This is a genomic window from Vibrio sp. SCSIO 43137, assembly GCF_028201475.1.
Lineage (GTDB): Bacteria > Pseudomonadota > Gammaproteobacteria > Enterobacterales > Vibrionaceae > Vibrio.
The window spans coordinates 2,813,164-2,831,138 of the sequence record NZ_CP116383.1 but is presented as its reverse complement, the minus strand read 5'-3'; the positions used below and the strand labels follow the sequence as shown (position 1 = coordinate 2,831,138).

Annotated in this window: 15 protein-coding genes and 1 other RNA gene; 14 read left to right on the top strand and 2 right to left on the bottom strand. The window is 47.3% G+C overall.

Annotated features, from left to right (window positions below; all coding sequences use genetic code 11):
* Both PK654_RS13230 and PK654_RS13225 read right to left on the bottom strand, forming a co-directional pair.
* Window positions 1–369 (bottom strand): YraN family protein, encoded by a 369-nt coding sequence (locus PK654_RS13230; RefSeq protein WP_271696231.1) that lies wholly within the window; start codon window positions 367–369, stop codon window positions 1–3.
* A complete protein-coding gene (locus PK654_RS13225) occupies window positions 356–2,170 on the bottom strand; it encodes a penicillin-binding protein activator (protein ID WP_271696230.1) in 1,815 nt (604 codons plus the stop codon). The genes PK654_RS13230 and PK654_RS13225 overlap by 14 nt, the downstream gene beginning before the upstream one ends.
* A 63-nt stretch (window positions 2,171–2,233) precedes the next feature.
* Between PK654_RS13225 and rsmI the strand changes: the two genes are divergently transcribed.
* From rsmI to ftsA, 14 genes are all read left to right on the top strand, one after another.
* Complete coding sequence (gene rsmI / locus PK654_RS13220; protein WP_271696229.1) at window positions 2,234–3,097, top strand: 16S rRNA (cytidine(1402)-2'-O)-methyltransferase; 864 nt, start codon at window positions 2,234–2,236, stop codon at window positions 3,095–3,097.
* Between the two features lie 66 nt (window positions 3,098–3,163).
* Window positions 3,164–3,557: RNase P RNA component class A (gene rnpB / locus PK654_RS13215), an RNA gene on the top strand.
* 175 nt (window positions 3,558–3,732) lie between these two features.
* Window positions 3,733–4,683 carry a 16S rRNA (cytosine(1402)-N(4))-methyltransferase RsmH gene (rsmH, locus tag PK654_RS13210; RefSeq protein ID WP_271696228.1) on the top strand — a complete coding sequence of 317 codons (951 nt, stop codon included), beginning with the start codon at window positions 3,733–3,735 and terminating at the stop codon, window positions 4,681–4,683.
* Window positions 4,680–4,997 carry a cell division protein FtsL gene (gene ftsL / locus PK654_RS13205; protein ID WP_271696227.1) on the top strand — a complete coding sequence of 106 codons (318 nt, stop codon included), beginning with the start codon at window positions 4,680–4,682 and terminating at the stop codon, window positions 4,995–4,997. The genes rsmH and ftsL overlap by 4 nt, the downstream gene beginning before the upstream one ends.
* Entirely contained in the window at window positions 4,994–6,739 is a 1,746-nt protein-coding gene (locus PK654_RS13200; protein ID WP_271696226.1) for a penicillin-binding transpeptidase domain-containing protein, read from the top strand. The genes ftsL and PK654_RS13200 overlap by 4 nt, the downstream gene beginning before the upstream one ends.
* A 27-nt stretch (window positions 6,740–6,766) precedes the next feature.
* Window positions 6,767–8,248 carry a UDP-N-acetylmuramoyl-L-alanyl-D-glutamate--2,6-diaminopimelate ligase gene (gene murE, locus PK654_RS13195; protein ID WP_271696225.1) on the top strand — a complete coding sequence of 494 codons (1,482 nt, stop codon included), beginning with the start codon at window positions 6,767–6,769 and terminating at the stop codon, window positions 8,246–8,248.
* Complete coding sequence (murF, locus tag PK654_RS13190; RefSeq protein WP_271696224.1) at window positions 8,245–9,606, top strand: UDP-N-acetylmuramoyl-tripeptide--D-alanyl-D-alanine ligase; 1,362 nt, start codon at window positions 8,245–8,247, stop codon at window positions 9,604–9,606. The genes murE and murF overlap by 4 nt, the downstream gene beginning before the upstream one ends.
* Entirely contained in the window at window positions 9,603–10,685 is a 1,083-nt protein-coding gene (mraY, locus tag PK654_RS13185; RefSeq protein ID WP_271696223.1) for a phospho-N-acetylmuramoyl-pentapeptide-transferase, read from the top strand. The genes murF and mraY overlap by 4 nt, the downstream gene beginning before the upstream one ends.
* Before the next feature lie 3 nt (window positions 10,686–10,688).
* The gene (gene murD, locus PK654_RS13180; protein ID WP_271696222.1) at window positions 10,689–12,005 is read left to right on the top strand and encodes a UDP-N-acetylmuramoyl-L-alanine--D-glutamate ligase; all 1,317 of its coding nucleotides are present in this window, start codon (window positions 10,689–10,691) and stop codon (window positions 12,003–12,005) included.
* A 76-nt stretch (window positions 12,006–12,081) separates the two neighbouring features.
* Window positions 12,082–13,242 (top strand): cell division protein FtsW, encoded by a 1,161-nt coding sequence (gene ftsW / locus PK654_RS13175; RefSeq protein WP_443088749.1) that lies wholly within the window; start codon window positions 12,082–12,084, stop codon window positions 13,240–13,242.
* The gene (gene murG, locus PK654_RS13170; protein ID WP_271696221.1) at window positions 13,235–14,299 is read left to right on the top strand and encodes an undecaprenyldiphospho-muramoylpentapeptide beta-N-acetylglucosaminyltransferase; all 1,065 of its coding nucleotides are present in this window, start codon (window positions 13,235–13,237) and stop codon (window positions 14,297–14,299) included. Before ftsW ends, murG begins: the two co-directional genes overlap by 8 nt.
* Window positions 14,300–14,309: 10 nt before the next feature.
* Window positions 14,310–15,773 (top strand): UDP-N-acetylmuramate--L-alanine ligase, encoded by a 1,464-nt coding sequence (gene murC / locus PK654_RS13165; protein ID WP_271696220.1) that lies wholly within the window; start codon window positions 14,310–14,312, stop codon window positions 15,771–15,773.
* Window positions 15,774–15,921: 148 nt separating this feature from the next.
* Complete coding sequence (locus PK654_RS13160) at window positions 15,922–16,701, top strand: cell division protein FtsQ/DivIB (RefSeq protein ID WP_271696219.1); 780 nt, start codon at window positions 15,922–15,924, stop codon at window positions 16,699–16,701.
* The gene (ftsA, locus tag PK654_RS13155) at window positions 16,694–17,959 is read left to right on the top strand and encodes a cell division protein FtsA (RefSeq protein WP_271696218.1); all 1,266 of its coding nucleotides are present in this window, start codon (window positions 16,694–16,696) and stop codon (window positions 17,957–17,959) included. Before PK654_RS13160 ends, ftsA begins: the two co-directional genes overlap by 8 nt.
* Window positions 17,960–17,975: the final 16 nt, after the last annotated feature.

Here is a 17,975-nt window from a genome sequence, read left to right as displayed (position 1 = left end):
TTATCCTTCAGTAATTGCATTTTGTATCCAGTTGATGTCAGAGCCCCTGTTTTCAATGGCAATGACATCGAACCGATATTCTGTTGAGTTAACTGACAGCTTATTTTTCTGTAACCAGATATAAGCTGTTTTTATCAATTTTTTTGCTTTGCTTGAGGTGACAAACTCTGCCGCGTGACCGTAATGAGAAGAGCTACGGTATTTAACTTCTATAAATACGTAGCTCTGGTTATGTTTCATTATCAGGTCTAACTCTCCGAATTTAGTGGAGAAGTTCGACTCAAGCAGTTTAAGCCCCTGACCAACTAAGTAATCTCTGGCCAGAAGCTCATATTGGTTACCGACGGCTCTCCGGTTAGGGAGCCTCATGTTCCGCCCAGCTTATTTCTCTCTGAACGATACATTGGTTGTTCAGGCTGAGTGTGCCGGTTTGCCCTTCAACTTTGTGCTCCGGCACCACTTTCATTTGTGGCAGTTCATTTTTCAGATGATAAGCGTCCATTCCAAGAGCCTGAAGACGTTTTTCTCCGTTGCCGTGATCAGGCCAGAGTGCCTTTATCTGAGAGTCCAAACGGCTGTTAGGCTGGTTTAGCAGAGGAATATCACTGAAAATAACGCTTGAGAGATCTTCGAACTGTCGTTTGGTACCTGTATTGCTTCTTGAGTTAGCAAACAGTTTAGGTGGCTTAGCTTCCGGGTTGATGGCAACTTCAATAAACGGCTTAATAAGCGTTAACTCGGAGCTTTTCGCTACTATATAAACCGCATCGATATCTCTGCGGCTTCTAGGCTGATTTTCCAGCTCCATACCGAGCAGCTGATCCATCTGGGCATTTCTGGTCTGGCTATCGTTGATACCAAATACCGTATTTACATTCTGCTGTAGCTGAGACTTGCTGCCGAAATAGCTAACAGCTGCCATATTACGGCTGTATTTCTTCCACTCGTTCTGGAAGGCGATGGCAACACGCTCACCAAGCACCCCTTTTGGCGCCATAATTAGCGGATACTGATAGCCTTCTGCAAACAGGTGTTTTGCTGCCTGTTCAACTTCCTGCTCCGGTGAAAGAGTCAGGTAGCAGGTGTTCATACTGGAGTCGATTTGATCCGGGAAGTTAAGAGCCAGCATAGGAATGTTCAGTTGCTGTTCTGTCTGAATTTCCTGTACCAGCTCAATCTTATCTTTAACCAAAGGACCAACGATAAAATCGATATTGCTGTTTTGCAGCTCAGCAATCAGCTGCTCTTTTCCGGCATCACTGGTATCAATGATAGTGAGAGTAGCGTCCTCTTCCCGGTTTGAGTCATCCATAAGCGCCAGCAGGAAGCCGTCGCGGATCAGCTTAGCTTGCTTTTCATATTTACCGGAAAGGGGCAGAAGCAGAGCGGTGCTTTTCGGTTCAACGATTTCCAGATCTAATATTTCCTGAATTTCTGAAGGAACATAGATGGCAGCCGGATGGTAAGGGTACTCCTGTAACCAGCCTTCCAGTGCGCTTTTTAACTGAGGTACATTGCCGTCCAGCGTTTTCATGTATACCGCCAACTGCAACCAGGCCGCTAGCTCATTTTCACCGTCTTCCGCTGCCAGTTCAGGAATTTCAAAACGTGAATATTTTGACAGTTTAGCCCAGATATCGGCCGTGATAGCTTCACGCTGCGACTCAGGAACATACTGAGAGAGCTGAATTAGTTCGCGGCTGGCATTGAAACTGTCAGCAAGGTTAGTGTAAAGCTCGGATTTCAACTGATGGTAATCTTTCCATTGCTCATCAGGAATTTGCCACCACTGAGGGAAGTAAAGCTCTTTTAACGCTTCATCAGGGCGCTCAATCATATTGAGGTATTCTGCTCTCTGCAGTTGCCATTCGGCCTGTTGAACTTCCGACAGGGGTAAGTTGCCGATTCTCTGAATAAGGAGCGAAGCCTGACTGGTATTGTTTTCGTCGATAGCCGCTTTTAGCGCCATGATTAACCAGTCGTTCTGAATATTGCCCTGAATAGAGTCCGCTTTCATCAAATAGGATTGCGCGGTTTGAGTCGGCTCAGAGGTGATATCAATACTTTCGGGGGCTTGTGGCTTTGAAGTACATGCCGCAAGAGTAATTGCTATTGCAATCGGAGTAAGAATGCGTGGTACACTGATTCGCTTGTGGTTTATTCTAGCCATAAACTTGTATTCAACTATGTGTAAAATTATCTCTATATTAATCGCTGAAGTGATGGTAAACAAATGACAGATAACAAAAGATCCCCGTCAGAGATCCCAACTCTCTATATTGTACCGACTCCAATTGGAAATCTGGCCGATATCACCCAGCGAGCGATAGACGTCTTGTCCGGCGTTGACTTGATTGCGGCTGAAGATACCCGCCATACGGGCAAGCTATTATCACACTTCAACATTCAAACAAGAACCTTTGCTCTGCATGATCACAATGAACAGCAAAAAGCGCAAGTACTTGTGGAAAGAATACTTGAAGGTAATTCTGTTGCACTAGTTTCTGACGCCGGAACGCCACTGATCAGCGATCCCGGTTACCATCTGGTGAACCGCTGTCGTCAGGCAGGAATTAAGGTTGTTCCGCTACCCGGTGCTTGTGCGGTTATTACTGCGTTAAGTGCATCGGGTTTACCTTCTGATCGTTTTAGTTTTGAAGGTTTTCTGCCGCCGAAAAGTAAGGGGCGACAAGATAAATTCCGTGAGATAGAGAAAGCAGAGAGAACCTGCATTTTTTATGAGTCTCCTCACCGGATAATGGACTCACTGCAAGATATGCTTGCTGTACTTGGGGCTGATAGAGAAGTCGTGCTGGCCAGAGAACTGACCAAAACCTTTGAAACCATTCAGGGTATGCCTTTAGGGGAGCTGATTCCGTGGATAGAAGAGGATGATAACCGTAAAAAAGGCGAAATGGTGCTGCTGATCCACGGTTACCGCGAAAACGCTGAAGAAGAGTTCCCGGCAGAGGCGATACGCCTGCTTTCGCTGCTGGTTAAGGAGCTTCCCCTTAAAAAAGCAGCGGCTGTTGTGGCAGAGCTTCACGGACTGAAGAAAAACGCCCTGTACAAATGGGGTCTGGAAAACTTTGAATAACAAGATTGGGTGTGGAAGTCAGATTACCGGTAGACATCCCATACCAGCTTAGTTACAATCCGCGCCGGAGTTGACTGGGTAGTCGCTGCTTCGTTGATGTCCTACGGTTTATCCTGTGGAGACTGACGGAGGGGAGGAAAGTCCGGGCTCCATAGAGCAGGGTGCCAGGTAACGCCTGGGGGGCGAAAGCCCACGACAAGTGCAGCAGAGAGAAAACCGCCGATGGCACTTTTAGTGCACAGGTAAGGGTGAAAGGGTGCGGTAAGAGCGCACCGTGCGGCTGGCAACAGTCCGTAGCAAGGTAAACTCCACCCGGAGCAAGACCAAATAGGCTTCCATATAGCGTTGCTCGCGTTAGGGAGCGGGTAGGTTGCTTGAGCCAGTGAGCGATTGCTGGCCTAGACGAATGGCTACCGCCGCGCAAGCGGAACAGAACCCGGCTTACATGTTAACTCCCCACATTAAGACCCACTGCGAAAGCGGTGGGTTTTTTACTTTTTGACCGGATTACGTATTGATTAAGTGACTTTTGTTTAGAAATCGCCACAATCACCCGATTGAGACTAGCGAGACGACGGCTTTTAGGTACACTAGTAATCCTTATTTAAATACCCTCAGGAAAATGAGCCCCAATCATGACTGAATCTTTCCAGCACATCTCTGTTTTACTTAACGAATCAATTGATGGATTGGCCATCAAACCAGATGGTATTTATATCGATGGCACTTTTGGTCGTGGCGGGCACAGCAGAACCATACTGTCCAAGCTGGGAGAAAACGGTCGCCTGTATAGTATCGACAGGGATCCAACTGCAATTGCAGAAGCGAATAAGATTGATGATCCACGTTTTACCATTATTCATGGCCCTTTCTCCGGTATGGCTGACTATGCAAAAGAGCATGGTATTGACGGCAAAGTTGACGGGGTACTGCTGGATCTTGGCGTGTCATCTCCGCAACTGGATGATGCTGAGCGTGGTTTTAGCTTTATGAAAGATGGCCCGCTGGATATGCGAATGGATCCAACATCGGGTATGCCTGTCTCTCAATGGCTATTGGAAGCGGATTTAGATGATATTACCTGGGTTATCCGGGAGTTTGGTGAAGACAAACATGCCCGCAGAATTGCTAAAGCGATAATCGCTCACCGGGATGATGAAGAGAAAGAGCCACTTACCCGTACAAGCCAGTTGGCTAAATTGATCTCTGACGCTGCGCCTAAAAGTTTTAAAGAGAAAAAACACCCTGCTACCCGGAGCTTCCAGGCCTTTCGCATTTATATTAACAGTGAGCTGGAAGAGATTGATGTGGCGCTAAAAGGTGCATTGAGCATATTAGCACCAGAAGGGCGTCTGTCTGTTATCAGCTTCCACTCTCTGGAAGATCGAATGGTAAAACGCTTTATGAGAAAAGAGAGTAAAGGCCCTCAGGTTCCTCATGGCATTCCTATGACAGAAGATCAGATAAAAGCACTGGGCAGTGCTGCGATGAAAACCGTTGGCAAGGCGATTAAACCTTCTGCTCAGGAGGTAGAGCTAAACAACCGTTCCCGCAGTTCTGTATTACGTATTGCCGAGAAGCTATGACGGATAAACAGCCCAATCTGACCAAGCTGATAGTTACCGACCTGTTTAAGGTCGGTTTCGTTCCTTTAATTCTGCTGATAGCCATTTTTATTGCTGCTATGGGTATTGTGTTTAGCACCCATAACACCCGTAGTGCCATCACAGAAAAAGATCAGACACTGGTTGAGAGAGAGAGGCTGGACAGTGAATGGCGCAACCTGATCCTTGAAGAGAAGGCATTAGCAGAACACAGCCGGGTGCAGAAGATGGCCATTGATGAGTTAAAGATGAAGCGCCCAGACGGAGATAAAGAGGTTGTGATCGCATCCCAATGACAGACAAGAAACCGCTACGCGCTTCAAAAGCGATTAAGAACAAAAAGACAGCCAATAAAAGGGTGGACAAATCTACTCCGTCACTGCTGATCCCGTGGCGTTTTTATGTACTCGTCTCTTTTGTTTTTGTGGTTATGGCGGTTTTGATTGGCAGAGTAGCTTACATTCAGGTTGTTGAGCCGGATAACCTTATTCGTCAAGGCGATCTGCGTTCTGTAAGGGTTAAGTCTATTCCCACTGCCAGAGGAATCATTTCAGACCGTAATGATGAGCAACTGGCTGTCAGTGTTCCTGTTCAGGCTATCTGGGCTGATCCCGTGGCTATTTTCAAAGCCGGCGGATTTTCTGAAATAGAGCGTTGGCATGCCCTTGCCGATGTTCTGGGAATTAAAAGAGAACAACTACTCAGCAAAATAGAAAACAACAAAAGTCGTCGTTTTATCTACTTGCAGCGTCAGGTTGGTCCGGCAATGGCCAACTATGTAAAAGAGCTCAAGTTGAAAGGGATTGGTCTCAATAATGAGTCTCGTCGTTATTACCCTTCAGGAGAGGTAAGTGCTCACTTGATTGGTGTGACTGGTATTGATGATCACGGGCTGGAAGGGGTTGAACGCAGTTACGATTCATGGCTGACGGGTGAAGCCGGTAAGAAAACCATTCGTAAGGACAGATACGGAAGAGTGGTTGAGAACATTGCGCTGGATGACAGTAAGCAGGGTAAACCTCTGCAACTGACCATTGACCAACGTCTTCAGGCCATCGCCTATCGTGCCATCAAACAGGCGGTAGCGGATTATCGTGCGACTTCTGGTTCAGTAGTGATTCTGGATGTAGACAGCGGTGAAGTGCTGGCGATGGTCAACGCTCCTTCTTACAACCCGAATAACCGTCAGCAACTGCAAAGCTATAAAATGCGAAACCGCACCATTACCGATGCAATGGAACCGGGCTCGACCATGAAACCTTTTGTGGTTTTGGCTGCTCTGGAAAACGGAACTGCTGACAACAATACTATTATCGATACTGGTAACGGTATAATGCAGGTTGGTGGAAGCCGGGTGCGGGATACCTCCAAGGTAGGCAAAGCAGACCTTGGCACAATTCTGAAAAAATCCAGCAATATCGGTGTTGCTAAGCTGGCTCTGGATATGCCGCTGGACGCTCTGCTGGGGATGTACAGCTCCGTAGGTTTCGGAGTAACCACTGGGGTTAATCTGGTCGGTGAAACGGAAGGAATCTTCCCCAACCGAAGGCGCTGGTCTAAATTTGAGATTGCGACATTGTCTTATGGTTACGGTATTTCCGTCACTCCGGTTCAGCTTGCTCATGCCTACGCAACATTAGGCAGCTACGGACTTTACCGGCCACTACATATTATAAAAGATAACCAGAATGAGCGTTCACGGCAGGTTGTTGATAAGAAAAACGCCAGAAATGTTTTGGAAATGCTGGAAAAAGTTACCCAGAAAGGCGGAACCGCAACCCGTGCAGCCGTGGCCGGATACCGGATTGCGGCGAAAACAGGTACATCAAGAAAAGCAACCGCTGGTGGTTATAGTGATGAATATGTTGCCATTGTTGCCGGAGTTGCGCCGGTAAGTAAACCAAAAGTCGCTATGGTTGTTGTGGTCAATGAACCTCAGGGTGATCAATATTATGGCGGCTCAGTCGCTGCCCCTATATTTTCAGATGTTATGAAGTCAACACTACAGATTTTAAATATTGCGCCAGACGCAAATTAATCAATTTTATTAGAAGGATAGAACTAAATGGTACCTCAAAGTTTAGTCTCACTACTATCTCCGTGGCTTGAGCTGAATGATGCACAAATAAGTGATATTCAGGTGCGGACCCTTGAGCTGGATAGCCGCAAGCTACAGCCGGGTGATACCTTTGTTGCCATTATTGGTCATGCCCTTGATGGCAGACAGTATATAGACAATGCCATTAAGGCAGGAGCGAATGCTGTGCTGGCGCAGGCGTGCATTAATCAGCCTCACGGTACCATTGAGGTGAAGCAAAACTGTCCTGTTATCTATCTGGAAGATCTGAATATTAATCTCTCTGAGCTGGCCGGAAGAATTTATCCTTCAACAACCAAGCTGATTGGTGTTACCGGCACCAATGGTAAGACAACCATAACTCAGCTTATTGCTCAGTGGGCCGATCTTCTGAACAACAAGACTGCGGTTATGGGAACCACAGGTAACGGTTTTCTTGATGATCTGAAAACGACGGAGAACACCACAGGTAGTGCCATTGATATTCAGAAAAACCTTAATCAGCTTTCTCAGCTAGGCGCCAAATATGCAGCTCTGGAAGTCTCTTCTCATGGTCTGGTGCAGGGAAGGGTTCGTGCATTAGATTTTCAGGCCGGTGTCTTTACCAACCTTAGCCGTGATCACCTTGATTACCATGGTTCAATGGAAGCTTATGAAGAAGCTAAGCTGACTCTGTTTACTCAGCATAAGTGCGCCAATGCGATAATTAATGCTGATGACCATGTCGGTGCAAGATGGTTAACTGAGTTGGAAGATGCTGTGGCAGTATCCATAGAGGGAGCTGTCAGCCACGATAAAGCGCTATGGGCAGAACACGTTCTCTATTCTGAAGATGGTATCACTATTTCTCTGAATGGTTATTGGGGAGAGGGAGTACTGAAAGCTCCCCTGATTGGTGCATTTAATGCTTCTAACCTGATGCTGGCATTTGCTACCTTACTTTCGTTAGGCTTTGATAAAAAGCAGCTGCTGGATAGCGCCTCTCGTCTGAAGCCAGTTATCGGTCGTATGGAGCTATTCCATACACAGGGTAAGGCTAAGGTGGTGGTTGATTACGCTCATACTCCTGATGCGCTGGAGAAAGTGCTAATGGCACTGCGGGTGCATTGCAAAGGCAAGCTATGGGCTATATTTGGCTGTGGCGGTGACAGAGATATGGGCAAGCGGCCTATGATGGCCTCCATTGCAGAAAAGCTGGCCGATAAAGTGATTCTGACTGATGATAATCCACGCAGTGAAGATGCACAGCAGATCTTTGCTGATATGCTGGAAGGGATGAAGCATCCTGAACTGGCTGATAAACAGCACGACAGATTTACCGCCCTTCAGCAGGCCGTCAATATGGCTGATGAGCATGATATCGTTTTACTGGCTGGTAAAGGTCATGAAGATTATCAGGTGCTGAAAGATAAGACTATTCATTACTCTGACCGTGAGTCAGCAGAAACCATTTTAGGGTTATCCGCATGATTTCAGTAACGCTACAGCAGATTACGGCTGTATTGAATGCCAGACTGGTTGGTGACGATTGTGTTATTGATGCCGTATCGACAGATACCCGCACTTTAAATAACGGCTCGCTATTTGTTGCCCTGATTGGTGACAGGTTTGATGCTCATGATTTTGTCCAGCAGGCCAAAGAGAGTGGTGCATCTGCGCTGTTGGTAAGCAGAGAGCTGGAAGTCGACCTGCCACAAGTGATTGTCGAAGATACGCGACTTGCTCTCGGGCAGCTTGCCGGATGGGTTCATCATCAATGCCAGAGCAAAACCATGGCGATTACCGGCAGCTGCGGTAAAACCACGGTTAAAGAGATGACTTCGGCTATTCTGAGCCAGAAAGGCGAGGTGCTGTTTACTGCCGGTAACTTTAACAATGATATTGGTGTGCCTCTTACCCTGCTTCGCAGCGAGAAGCAGCATGACTTTGCTGTTATTGAGCTGGGGGCAAACCACGTCGGCGAGATAGCCTACACCACAGAACTGGTCAAACCGAGCGTTGCTCTGGTAAACAACGTTGATGCAGCCCACCTTGAAGGTTTTGGCTCTCTTGACGGTGTGAAGCAGGCCAAAGGCGAGATCTATCAGGGATTGTCTGCCGGAGATACCGCTATAGTGAATATGGATAGTAATGGTGGTGAGCTATGGAGTGAGGTGTTGGCGGATAAGAAGCAACTGACGTTTTCTATGACTGACAGTTTAGCTGACTTCTATCCGACAAATATTGACCTTGATTCGCAAGGCAACGCTTCATTTATATTGCACACGCCGCAGGGTGAGCAGCCGGTTAGCCTTTCAGTGGCAGGAAAGCATAATGTTTCCAATGCATTGGCTGCCGCAGCACTGGCCAGCCAGTTCGGTTGTAGCCTTGCCGAAATAGCTAACGGGCTTTTAAATGTGGTGAACGTAAAAGGCCGGGTCGAAGTATTACAACTGTCGGATGACATACGTCTGATTGATGATAGTTATAACGCCAGCGTTCCGGCGATGAAAGCGGCGGTTGATCTGCTTTCAACATATAAAGGAATTCGCTGGCTAATTCTGGGTTATATGGCCGAATTAGGAGCTGAGTCTCTTGAACTTCACCGTCAACTCGGGGATTATGCTGCCCCATTTCAGTTTGACTATGTACTTACCTATGGTGAAGACACTAAAGTAATAAGCGATGTGTGTTCAGGCATGCACTTTGACAGCCATGCAGAGCTGATTTGTTATATGGAGCAAGAGCTATTAAAATCACCGGCTCAAAGTCAAACTTTGTTAGTAAAAGGGGCCAACAGTGCCCGAATGAGTCTCGTGGCTGAAGCTTTAAAGGAGCAGTTTAAATGATTATCTGGCTAGCCGAACTACTACAGCCCTATTTCTCATTTTTCAGATTATTTGAATATCTGTCTTTCAGAGCCATTGTCAGTGTTATTACTGCTCTCGGTTTTTCGTTATGGATTGGGCCAAAGGTAATTGAACGCCTGCAACGCCTTCAGATTGGTCAGGTGGTGCGTAATGACGGCCCCGAATCACATTTCAGCAAACGTGGTACCCCTACCATGGGCGGTGTGATGATCTTAGCTTCTATTGCTGTGACGGTTTTCCTCTGGGCAGATCTAACCAATATTTATGTCTGGGCGGTGCTGGCTGTGTTAGCTGGTTATGGTGCCGTCGGCTTTGTTGATGATTACCGTAAGGTGGTCAGAAAAGATCCGGCCGGTTTGATTGCCCGCTGGAAGTACTTTTGGCAGTCACTGATCGCTCTGGTTGTGGCTTTTGCCCTGTATGCACATGGTAAAGACACCGCTGCAACACAGTTAGTCGTACCTTTCTTTAAAGACATTATGCCTCAGCTTGGTCTTTTCTATATCGTACTGACCTACTTTGTGATTGTCGGCACCAGTAATGCTGTTAACCTTACTGACGGTCTGGATGGTCTGGCGATTCTGCCTACTGTTCTGGTTGCGGCCGGTTTTGCCGCCATTGCGTGGGCAACGGGTAACGTTAACTTTGCTCAGTACCTGCATATTCCTCATATCCCCCTGACCAGTGAGCTGGTTATTGTCTGTACCGCTATGGTTGGTGCAGGTCTTGGTTTCTTATGGTTTAACACCTACCCGGCTCAGGTATTTATGGGCGATGTAGGTTCACTTGCCCTTGGTGGTGCTTTAGGCACAATTGCCGTACTTGTCCGTCAGGAGTTTGTGTTGGTTATTATGGGCGGCGTGTTCGTAATGGAAACTCTGTCGGTTATTCTGCAGGTTGGATCTTATAAACTGCGTGGACAGCGGGTGTTCAGAATGGCACCTATTCATCATCACTATGAGTTAAAAGGCTGGCCTGAACCAAGAGTTATTGTCCGCTTCTGGATTATCTCCATCGTACTGGTACTGATTGGTCTCGCTACACTTAAGGTGCGTTAACAGATGGATCGCTGGCAAGGTGTTAACCATGTAGTGGTTGCAGGGCTCGGTGTTACCGGGCTCTCTGTCGTTAAGCACCTTATAAATTTAAGGCAGGAATTTGACATTAAAGTGATTGATACACGTGCGAATCCGCCGGGTAGCGATGCTTTACCAGAATCAATTTCACTGCATAAGGGATACTGGAACAGAGAGTGGCTGCAACAGGCTGATCTTATTGTCCTGAGCCCGGGTATTGCTCTTGCGACTCCTGAAATTCAGGCCGCTATACAGAATGGCGCACAAGTCGTTGGTGACATTGAGCTGTTTGCATGGGCCGTTAAGGCGCCTGTGTTGGCGATTACCGGCTCAAACGGTAAAAGTACTGTCACTGACCTGACGGGTGAGATGGCAAAAGCGGCCGGTATAAATGTCGGGGTAGGCGGAAATATCGGCGTTCCGGCGCTTGATTTGCTGGATGACTCAACCGAGCTTTATGTACTGGAGCTTTCAAGTTTTCAGCTAGAGACAACCCACTCACTGCAGCTGAAAGCGGCTGCGTTTCTTAACCTGTCTGAAGATCATATGGACAGGTACGATGGTATGCCATCCTACAGGGACGCTAAGCTGAGAATATTTGATCACGCTGAGTTTATTGTGGTTAACCGTCAGGACAGGGAGACCTATCCCGATAAGGAGCACCGGAACATGGTCTCCTTTGGTCTGGATTCTGAGCAGTTCGGCCTGACCACCTTAGACGGTGTAGATTATCTTTCACGGGATCAGCAACGGATTCTTGCTACTTCGGAGCTGAATCTGGTGGGTAAACACAATATTGCTAATGTGCTTACGGTACTGGCTCTGCTTGAGTGTGCTGGTGTCGACTACAAGCCAGCACTGGAAAGGCTGAAGCAATATAACGGCCTGACTCACCGGAGTCAGGTGGTTGCTGACAAACGAGGCGTTAAGTGGGTTAATGACTCCAAAGCAACCAATGTAGCCAGTACGATTGCTGCACTTAGCGGCCTTGAGATCGAAGGGAAACTTCACCTGCTGGTGGGTGGAGACGGCAAGGGAGCCGATTTTTCACTGTTAGAAAAAGTACTCTCTGATCTTAATCTTACTCTGCACTGCTACGGGCAGGATGGTGATGCCTTTATGTCTCTTCATCCGTCAGCGGTTCGCTGGCAGACTATGGAGCAGGCGATTCAGGCTATCGCAACTGAGCTAAAACCCGGTGACATGGTGATGCTGTCTCCGGCCTGTGCCAGCTTTGATCAATATAAAAACTTTATGGCGAGGGGTGATGCATTTACCGCTCTGGCGAACAAGTACGCTTAGGTAGCCCATTTTGAACAGACTCAGACGGTTAACAGATAGCATTGTAAACTGGGGAAGCAAACCTTCTTCTCCGGTGATGTTTGACCGCCAGTTAGTTTGGATCTCCCTCGGCTTGATGTTGATTGGTCTGGTCATGGTGACTTCAGCTTCATTTCCCATCAGTACCCGCTTAACGGGACAGCCGTTTCACTTTATGTTCCGCCACGCAATATTTATCGGCCTTGCCCTTACAACGGCTGCTGTTGTGTTGCAGATACCTCTGGAAAAGTGGCTACGTTACAGCAGTGTATTACTTGCCCTTTCCTTTGTGCTGCTGGTGGTGGTGCTGGTGGCCGGTAAATCCGTTAATGGTGCCTCGCGCTGGATCCCCCTTGGTTTATTTAACCTTCAGCCCGCTGAAGTGGCAAAGTTGTCCCTGTTTATCTTTATGGCGGGCTATCTGGTACGTAAAGCCGATGAAGTGAGAGAAACTTTCTTTGGCGGCTTTATGAAGCCAATCATTGTGTTTGCCATTTTAGCTATGTTGCTGCTTGGTCAGCCGGATTTGGGCACGGTTATCGTTATGCTGGTAACCATGTTTGCCATGCTATTTATCGCCGGAGCCAAGCTGTGGCAGTTTATCGCGTTAATGATGGTGGGTATTGCCGGTGTTGCGGTACTGATACTGATTGAGCCTTACCGGATGAGAAGGGTAACCTCGTTTTTAGACCCATGGGAAGATCCCTTTGGCAGTGGCTATCAGCTCACTCAGTCTCTGATGGCATTTGGCCGCGGAAACTGGATGGGACAGGGGCTGGGAAATTCGGTTCAGAAACTCGAATACCTGCCGGAAGCCCATACAGACTTTGTGTTCGCTGTAATTGCTGAAGAGCTGGGCTTTATCGGTGTTACCCTTATTTTGCTGCTGATTTTCTCTCTGGTTCTTAAGGCTGTTTATATTGGCAAAAAAGCCCTTGAATCCGGAGACCAGTTTGGCGGATATCTGGCGTTTGGTATCGGTATCTGGTTTGCCTTCCAGTCTCTGGTTAATGTGGGGGCTTCGGCGGGAATAGTACCGACAAAAGGGCTGACATTACCCCTTATCAGTTATGGTGGATCCAGCCTGATTATAATGACGACCGCCGTCTCAATCCTGTTACGGATCGACCATGAATGCAGGTTGCGGGCAGTCAGTCAGCCCGAGCGGCAAATAAGCGAACAAGAATTAGACAACCAACAGATTACAGAAAATGAATAACAAAAAACGACTATTAGTGATGGCTGGTGGTACCGGAGGACATGTCTTTCCGGGGCTTGCTGTGGCTAAGCAGTTACAGCAACAAGGCTGGGAAATACGCTGGCTTGGTACCGCAGACCGGATGGAAGCTGAACTGGTCCCTAAACACGGAATTGAGATCGATTTTATTAAGGTAAAAGGGCTTAGAGGTCAGGGGATTGTCCGGCTTCTTAAAGCGCCTTTACAGATTGCCAATGCGATTTTGCAGGCCAGAAAACATATCAAACAGTGGCAACCAGATGTTGTCCTTGGTATGGGCGGTTATGTTAGTGGCCCCGGTGGTATTGCTGCATGGTTTTCAGATATTCCTGTCGTACTACACGAGCAAAATGCCGTAGCCGGTATGACAAACCAGTGGTTGTCCCGTATTGCCAAAAAAGTGTTTCAGGCGTTTCCGGGCGCATTCCCTTCTGCTGAAGTGGTCGGTAATCCGGTACGCGAAGATGTTGTTGCCCTAGCTGAACCATCAGAACGTTTGGCTGAACGAAACGGCCCGGTGAGAATTCTGGTGATGGGTGGCAGTCAGGGAGCACGGATATTGAATGAAACTCTTCCTGAAGTGATGGCTAAGCTGGGAACTGGTTTTGAGATTCGTCATCAGGCAGGAAAAAACAATGCCACTGAAGTTGCAGAGCACTATAAGAGAGTCGCGGTTGAAAACGCACAGGTAACAGAATTTATAGATGATGTTGCAAGTGCATATGAGTGGGCTGACTTGCTGGTCTGCCGTTCAGGTGCTTTAACGGTCTCAGAGGTCTCTGCTGCTGGTGTTGGTGCGATCTTCGTTCCATTTATGCACAAAGATCGCCAGCAGGCGCTGAATGCTGATCATCTTGTAGAGTGTGGTGCAGCACGAATGATTGAGCAACCGCAATTAACGGCAGACAAACTAGCTGATATGATTGCTGGTTTGTCCCGAGAAGAATTATTGTACATGGCCGGACAAGCAAGGTCGGCGGCGAAACTGGACGCCGATAAAACCGTTGCTGACGCCATTGCTGCATTAGCTGAGAAGTGAGAAATACTGAATGACTATAGAGCATACGCAAAACCTGTCCCAAATCAGAGCCATTGTGCCGGAGATGCGCCGTGTTAAATGCATCCATTTCGTCGGGATAGGTGGTGCCGGAATGAGTGGCATTGCTGAGGTACTTCTTAACGAAGGTTATCAGATCTCAGGTTCTGACCTGTCTGAAAACCCGGTCACTCAGCGTTTAAGCAGCAAAGGTGCAGAGATCTATTTCGGCCATGATGCTTCAAACATAGACAAAGCCAGCGTGGTGGTCGTTTCAACGGCGATTCAGCAGGATAACCCTGAGCTGGTTGCCGCCAAACAGAAGAGAATTCCGGTAGTAAGAAGGGCTGAAATGCTGGCTGAGCTGATGCGCTTCAGGCATGGTATCGCCGTTGCCGGAACTCACGGTAAAACAACCACAACGGCTCTGGTTACTCAGATCTACTCAGAAGCAGGTCTGGATCCAACATTCGTTAACGGCGGGCTGGTGAAGAGCGCCGGAACTAACGCACGCCTTGGTTCAAGCCGGATTCTGATAGCAGAAGCGGACGAAAGTGATGCCTCCTTCCTGCACCTGCAGCCTATGGTTAGCATAGTGACCAACATCGAAGCGGATCATATGGATACCTATGGTGGTGACTTCGAAACCCTGAAGCAGACGTTTATTGATTTCCTGCATAACCTGCCATTTTACGGGCAGGCTATTATGTGTATTGATGATCCTGTTGTGCGTGAACTGATCCCAAGAGTAAGTCGTCAGGTTATTACTTATGGTTTCTCTGACGATGCGGATGTCAGAATCGAAAATTACCGTCAGGAAGGTCAGCAGGGCAAGTTTACCGTTATCAGGGAAGGAAGAGCTGCCCTTGATATCACGCTGAACATTCCGGGAAGACATAACGCCCTGAACGCTTCCGCAGCGATTGCGGTAGCGACGGAAGATGATATTGATGATGAGTCAATACTAAAAGCGATGGCAGGTACTCAGGGTACCGGACGTCGCTTTGAACATCTGGGTGAATTTGATATTGGTGAAGGTGATCAGGTTATGCTGGTTGATGACTATGGCCATCACCCAAGTGAAGTTGACGTTACCATTCAGGCGGCAAGAGCGGGCTGGGAAGATAAGCGTCTGGTCATGATCTTCCAGCCTCACCGTTACAGCCGTACCCGTGATCTGTTTGATGACTTTGCCAATGTGCTTGAAAAAGTTGATCTACTGATTATGCTGGATGTTTACTCTGCCGGTGAAAAACCGATTCAGGGTGCTGACGCGCGTGCTCTATGTCGTACCATAAGGGCCCGCGGGAAAATTGACCCAGTGTTTGTTCCTGACGCAAATGCCCTGCCTTCCGTTCTGGCTAATCTGATGAAGGATAATGATTTAGTTCTTACTCAGGGAGCCGGGGATATTGGTAAGGTTGCCCGCCAGTTAGCGGCGCTAAAATTGCGTAAAAATGATATGCAAAATAGTTGATAATTTAATCTTGAGTCGAAAAGCGTTATTTTTCGACTTTTCAGATCGAATATTCAACTAGTGGGACTAGATACTTTGTTCCGGCTAAGTATAATCCCTTAGTTAAACTGAATGCTTTATATAATCATAAAGCGATAGAACTGAGTATATGAATAATACGCTAAGTAAAAACAGACCTGATTTATTGCTGCGAATAACTAAGCAGTATATTTTGGGGGCGATTTTCTTATCGGTTGTTATTCTGCTAATCGGCTACCTATTATATTCGACCACAACCTGGATGCTGGATGAGCAGAGATTGCCTTTGTCTAAGGTTATTATTCAGGGGGAGCGGGAATATACTTCCGACAGCGATGTTCAGCAGGCGTTGAGCCAACTCAGTTATATCGGAACTTTTATGACTCAGGATGTCGATGAACTGCAACAATCAGTTATCGGGCTTCCCTGGGTAGCGCAGGCATCCGTCAGAAAACAGTGGCCGGATCTTATTAAGATCTATTTAGTTGAGCATAAGCCAACGGCTATCTGGAACGGAAATGAACTGCTTAATCAGTCTGGTGATGTATTTCAGGGTGATGTCGCAGAGCTTAATACAGAGAAAATAAAACTTTATGGACCTGCTGGTAGCAGCCGGACAGTACTATCGACCTGGCAACAGGCTGAACCTTATTTTTCTCCCCTTGGCTTGTCCATTGATTCGTTAGTGCTGAATGAGCGAAGAGCGTGGCAAATTATTCTGGATAACGGAATCCGGCTGGAGTTAGGTAAGGATTCACTGACTGAACGTATTGAACGTTTTGTTTCTCTCTATTATCGTCTGGGTAATCAGAGAGAAAAAGTTAGCTATATAGATTTAAGATATGATACCGGAGCCGCAGTGGGTTGGTTTCCGGAGCAAGAATTAGAACAAGAGAGCACAGATGACTAAAATAGCAGACGACAACATCATTGTCGGTCTTGATATCGGTACTGCAAGCGTGTCTGCTTTAGTCGGAGAAGTCCTACCCGATGGCCAGATTAATATTATCGGTGCGGGAAGTAGTCCTTCCCGCGGAATGGATAAAGGTGGTGTAAACGACCTTGAGTCAGTAGTGAAGTCGGTTCAGCGTGCCGTTGATCAAGCTGAACTAATGGCCGAATGTAAAATCAATAATGTCTATATCTCTCTGTCGGGCAGGCATATCGCCAGCCGGATTGAGAAAGGAATGGGGACCATTTCTGATGAAGAAGTGTCTCAGGACGATATGGACAGGGCGATCCATACCGCGAAATCGATAAAAATTGGTGACGAACAGCGGATTTTGCATGTTATCCCGCAGGAATTCACCATAGATTATCAGGAAGGGATAAAAAATCCGCTAGGATTATCAGGGGTGCGCATGGAAGTGAGTGTGCACCTTATCTCCTGTCACAGCGACATGGCGAGAAATATAATAAAGGCAGTTGAAAGATGTGGCCTGAAAGTTGAGCAACTGGTCTTTTCAGGTTTAGCATCAAGTAACGCCGTTATCACTGAAGATGAGCGCGAACTGGGTGTCTGTGTAGTGGATATTGGCGCCGGTACTATGGATGTCTCCATCTGGACCGGAGGAGCACTGCGCCACACTGAAGTTTTCTCTTATGCAGGGAATGCGGTCACCAGTGATATTGCTTTTGCTTTTGGTACTCCGGTAGGGGATGCTGAAGAGATAAAAGTGAAATATGGCTGTGCATTGAGTGAGTTGGTGAGTAAAGATGATACCGTTAATGTTCCGAGTGTCGGTGGACGACCTTCAAGAACGCTTAAGCGTCAGGAACTATCGGGAGTGATCGAAGCGCGTTATGCAGAACTTATGGGCTTTATCAACCAGTCAGTCAACTCTGTACAGACTAAATTACGTGATGATGGTATTAAACATCACCTGGCTGCCGGGGTGGTATTAACCGGCGGCGCAGCACAAATTGAAGGTTTAGTTGAATGCGCAGAGCGCGTATTTGGCGCGAATCGAGTTAGGGTCGGTAAACCTCTGGAGGTCAGCGGGCTTACCGATTATGTAAAAGAGCCGTATCATTCTACGGCAGTTGGATTACTTCATTACGCAAAAGAGAGTCAGATTAATGACGATGGTGAATATAATGAACCAAAACGTTCCTCTCTGGGCTCTGTTTTTAGTAGAATGCGTAATTGGATACAAAAAGAGTTTTAACCTGAGAGCAGGAAAA

Coding starts and splice junctions, on each gene's coding strand:
- PK654_RS13230 (WP_271696231.1), bottom strand. CDS start 369: ATGAGGCTCCCTAACCGGAGAGCCGTCGGTAACCAATATGAGCTTCTG.
- PK654_RS13225 (WP_271696230.1), bottom strand. CDS start 2,170: ATGGCTAGAATAAACCACAAGCGAATCAGTGTACCACGCATTCTTACT.
- rsmI (WP_271696229.1), top strand. CDS start 2,234: ATGACAGATAACAAAAGATCCCCGTCAGAGATCCCAACTCTCTATATT.
- rsmH (WP_271696228.1), top strand. CDS start 3,733: ATGACTGAATCTTTCCAGCACATCTCTGTTTTACTTAACGAATCAATT.
- ftsL (WP_271696227.1), top strand. CDS start 4,680: ATGACGGATAAACAGCCCAATCTGACCAAGCTGATAGTTACCGACCTG.
- PK654_RS13200 (WP_271696226.1), top strand. CDS start 4,994: ATGACAGACAAGAAACCGCTACGCGCTTCAAAAGCGATTAAGAACAAA.
- murE (WP_271696225.1), top strand. CDS start 6,767: ATGGTACCTCAAAGTTTAGTCTCACTACTATCTCCGTGGCTTGAGCTG.
- murF (WP_271696224.1), top strand. CDS start 8,245: ATGATTTCAGTAACGCTACAGCAGATTACGGCTGTATTGAATGCCAGA.
- mraY (WP_271696223.1), top strand. CDS start 9,603: ATGATTATCTGGCTAGCCGAACTACTACAGCCCTATTTCTCATTTTTC.
- murD (WP_271696222.1), top strand. CDS start 10,689: ATGGATCGCTGGCAAGGTGTTAACCATGTAGTGGTTGCAGGGCTCGGT.
- ftsW (WP_443088749.1), top strand. CDS start 12,082: ATGTTTGACCGCCAGTTAGTTTGGATCTCCCTCGGCTTGATGTTGATT.
- murG (WP_271696221.1), top strand. CDS start 13,235: ATGAATAACAAAAAACGACTATTAGTGATGGCTGGTGGTACCGGAGGA.
- murC (WP_271696220.1), top strand. CDS start 14,310: ATGACTATAGAGCATACGCAAAACCTGTCCCAAATCAGAGCCATTGTG.
- PK654_RS13160 (WP_271696219.1), top strand. CDS start 15,922: ATGAATAATACGCTAAGTAAAAACAGACCTGATTTATTGCTGCGAATA.
- ftsA (WP_271696218.1), top strand. CDS start 16,694: ATGACTAAAATAGCAGACGACAACATCATTGTCGGTCTTGATATCGGT.